The 4,194-nt window shown below is 37.7% G+C and carries 2 protein-coding genes; both read left to right on the top strand.

Translation table 11 applies throughout. The features are described 5' to 3' along the window. The first annotated feature begins 148 nt into the window (after positions 1-148). Positions 149-2,125: an excinuclease ABC subunit UvrB gene (gene uvrB / locus VXK47_RS10745; protein ID WP_435548785.1), complete on the top strand. Its 1,977-nt coding sequence runs from the start codon at positions 149-151 to the stop codon at positions 2,123-2,125. 6 nt (positions 2,126-2,131) lie between these two features. Further along, entirely contained in the window at positions 2,132-3,976 is a 1,845-nt protein-coding gene (gene uvrC, locus VXK47_RS10740) for an excinuclease ABC subunit UvrC (protein WP_435548784.1), read from the top strand. The last annotated feature ends 218 nt before the right edge of the window (positions 3,977-4,194 follow it).

The raw sequence follows: 4,194 nt of genomic DNA, 5'->3' as shown, positions 1-4,194 counted from the left end.
AAAGTTGACGTAAGTGCTTGAAATACTTGGTATATAAATTGCAATGCATTTTACATGCCATCTTTTTATGTTTTGTGAAAAAATATCGCAAAATTTTAAAACCATGTTTGAACGGCTTCAAAAACAGTGAAACTTTAGCTTTAAATTAATATCGGATTACACTCCTAAGGGCGATCAGCCCAATGCGATTGAGTCTCTTGTTTCAGGTGTATTGTCGGAAAAGAAGCATCAGGTGCTTCTGGGCGTTACAGGTTCCGGAAAAACATTTACAATGGCAAATGTTATTGAAAAAACCGGCAAACCTGCTCTTGTTATTGCACCTAATAAAACATTGGCGGCTCAATTATACAGCGAGTTTAAATTACTGTTTCCGGAAAATGCAGTTGAATATTTCGTAAGCTATTACGATTACTACCAGCCTGAAGCCTATATTCCTTCAAGTGATACCTATATCCAGAAAGACTCGTCCATTAATGACATGATAGACAAATTAAGGCACTCTGCAACACGCTCGGTTCTCAGCAGAAGAGATGTGATAATTATTGCAAGTGTATCATGCATATTCGGACTTGGCGCTCCCGAAGATTATCTTTCCATGAGAGTTCATGTTGAAAAAAATATGGAACTTGACAGGGATAAATTTTTAAAAAACCTTGTAGAGATGCAATATGAACGCAATGATTATGACTTTTTCAGGGGAAGCTTCAGAGTAAGAGGCGACAGAGTGGAAATATTTCCTGCCTACGAAGAAGACAAAGCAATCCGGATAAATTTTTTCGGCGATGAAGTTGAAGACATCGCAGAAATTGATCCTCTTAAAGGATCGATTTTAAACAGTTTGAACAGTGCAACCATATTCCCAGCCAGTCATTATGTTACGCAGAAAATGACTCTTAAAAGGGCTGTGGACAGCATTCTGATTGAACTTAAGGAAAGGATAGAGTTCTTCAGAAATGAAAAAAAATATATTGAAACCCAGCGTATAGAAGAAAGAACTCATTTTGATGTCGAGATGATGCAGGAAATCGGATACTGCAATGGGATAGAAAACTACTCACGGCATTTAACGGGAAGATCCCCCGGAGAAGCCCCCCCTACCCTTCTGGATTATTTTCCCAAAGATTACCTGCTGTTTATAGACGAAAGCCATATAACTGTTCCTCAACTGCATGGAATGTATAAAGGCGACAGATCAAGAAAAGAGACGCTTGTTAATTTCGGGTTCAGACTTCCGTCCGCTCTTGACAACAGGCCTCTCAGATTTGATGAATTTGAAACAAGGACTTCTCAGGTAATATATGCATCTGCCACTCCGGCAGATTTTGAGCTTGAAAAGGCTAAAGGCTCGGTTGCAGAGCTTATCGTAAGGCCAACAGGGCTTTTAGATCCTGCCATCCATTTAAAAAGTGCCAAAAATCAGGTGGACGATCTTTTTGAAGAGATTCTTGCCCGGATACAAAAGAATGAAAGAGTGCTGGTAACCACTTTAACCAAGCGCATGGCTGAAGATCTGACTGAATACTATTCGGATTTGGATATAAAAGTAAGCTATCTCCATTCGGACATCGGAACGTTTGAAAGAATGCAGATTATCAACGATCTTCGAAAAGGCGTATTTGATGTTATTATAGGTATTAATCTTTTAAGAGAAGGGCTGGATATTCCGGAAGTTTCTCTTGTTGCTATACTGGATGCCGACAAAGAAGGTTTTCTTCGTTCAGCAAGATCGCTGATACAAACCTGCGGGCGTGCGGCAAGGAATTTAAATGGTAGTATAATAATGTATAGCGATGTTTTAACCAATTCAATGAAACAGGCTATTGATGAAACAAACAGACGCAGAAAAATTCAGAAAGCATTTAATAAAAAACACGGCATAACTCCGGTAAGCATTGAAAAAGCCATTACGCCTTTGTTTGAATATGCATCCGCATCAGATAAATTTGCAGCTGATAAAGTATCGGAAGTGATTTCAAAGTACGAATCTACAAACAATATAGATGAAATTATATCAAACCTTGAAAAAGAAATGAAAAAAGCGGCTCAGGAACTTGATTTTGAAAAGGCTGCCGAATTAAGGGATAATATCAGTGCTATAAAGAAAAAAATGGTTTTTGAGTATTGATAAATTATGTCAGATATTTTAGCAGAAAAATTATCAGGTGTTACTTCAAGCCCAGGCGTTTATCTGATGAAAGATGCCGGTGGAGAAATAATTTATGTGGGAAAAGCCCTGAATTTAAAAAAGAGGCTTTCTTCGTATTTTATTTCTTCCGAGTCAAACACTCAGCAGCAAATGAATTTGAAAACAGGCGTTCTGATAAAAAAAATAGTTTCCTTTGAAACCATAATTACAGGAACTGAAAAAGAAGCGCTGATTCTTGAATCAAACCTTATCAAAAAATATAAACCCAGATATAATGTAATTTTAAAAGATGACAAACGTTACCCATCATTAAGACTTGATATTAAAAGCAAGTATCCGAACCTTAAAGTGATCAGAATACCGAAAAATGATAAAGCGATGTATTTCGGCCCGTTTTCTTCCGCCGGTGCGGTTCGTCAGACCTTAAAACTTATTCATAAGACTTTTAAACTCAGAAAATGCACAACCGGCGCTTTTAGAAAAAGAACCCGTCCGTGTTTAAATTATCAGATGGGAATGTGTTTTGGCCCATGTTGTAACGAAATAGATCAATCAATGTATGAAGAAGCTGTAAAGGAAGTAATTCTTTTTTTAAAAGGAAGAACTCCGGCTCTTATTAAAGAAATAAAAGATAAAATGCAAAAAGCCTCACAGGCGCAGGATTATGAACTTGCCGCAGCTTACCGGGACAAAATGTATTCCATTCGGCAAACTCTTGAAAAACAGGTAGCAGTCACTGCCGATTTTATGGATAAAGATGTTTTTGCAGTAATCGGAGATAATGAGCATTCGGTAATCACCCTTCTGACTGTTCGCAGCGGTTACCTGCAGGGAACAAGGCACTTTGGCTTTAAAGCAACCATCTCATCCGATTCGGAGATGTTGGGAGGATTTATAAGGCAATATTATGAAAAAACAAATATAATCCCTCATGAAGTAATAGTTTCCACAGCAATGGAAGATACGCCTTTAATAGAAGAATGGTTAACCGATATCAAGGGAGAAAAAGTCAGAATATATGAGCCGAAAAAAGGTGAACGCTTTGAACTTGTAAAAATGGCGATACAAAATGCAGAAAATGAGCTTAACGAAATAATATCTTCTATCACATCATCAACCGATCTTTTGTCCCGGCTTCAGAAGCGGCTCGGGATGGATAGAATGCCGGTAAGAATAGAGTGCTTTGACAACTCAAATATTTCCGGCAAAAATCCGGTATCAGCTATGGTAGTATTCGAAAACGCAAAACCTGCTAAGTCATTATACAGGAAATATTCTATAAAAACAGTTCCGGAGCATAATGACTACGCTTACATGGCTGAAGCACTTACCAGGCGATTTAGGATTAACAAAGAAAAAGAGATAACATACCCCGATCTGCTTATGATAGATGGCGGTAAGGGACATATAAATATAGTTTACAATATATTAAACGAAATGAATTTGACCGGTAAATTTGAGCTTATAGGGATTGCAAAAAAAGATGAAGCCAGAGGCGAGCTGGAAGATAAAATATATCAGCCCGGCAGATCCAATCCTGTTAACTTTACAAGAGAAAGAGACCTGCTTTTTTTTCTGGAAAGAATAAGGGATGAGACGCATCGTTTTGCAATATCGTTTCATAGAAAGCAAATCCGAAAAAAATCGATTCACTCCGCCCTTGATGACGTGAATGGAATCGGCAAAAAGAAAAAAGAAATGCTTTTAAAACATTTTGGAAGCATAAAAAAAATCCGGGCGGCAACGCCGGAAGAATTAAGCTCTTTGCCGGGTATAACCGTTGAAATCGCAAATGCCATAAAAGAAGTGCTCAAGATTGAAGAATCATGACCCTGGCCTGCGTATATTATTTGTGATTCTGCCATTATTATGTTTGCATTCATAATTTAGCCAATCTATAATATAAATTGAATAGAGCACCAGAAGAAAGTCAAGTAAAAAAGCTGCCCATTTTTAGGTAAAACTACCCCCTTACGACCAACGCCGTTTTTTAAAATTTGAATATACCGGGCTTAGCAGTTGCACTTTTAGATATTCACATTTCGGCA

This window comes from Desulfobacterium sp. N47, assembly GCF_051233685.1.
Lineage (GTDB): Bacteria > Desulfobacterota > Desulfobacteria > Desulfobacterales > RPRI01 > RPRI01.
The sequence above is the reverse complement of the archived record's forward strand: the minus strand, read 5'-3'. Positions and strand labels throughout refer to the sequence as shown.

What these genes read in the sequence shown, in the direction of transcription:
- uvrC (WP_435548784.1), top strand. Translation starts at nt 2,132, where the DNA reads ATGTCAGATATTTTAGCAGAAAAATTATCAGGTGTTACTTCAAGCCCA.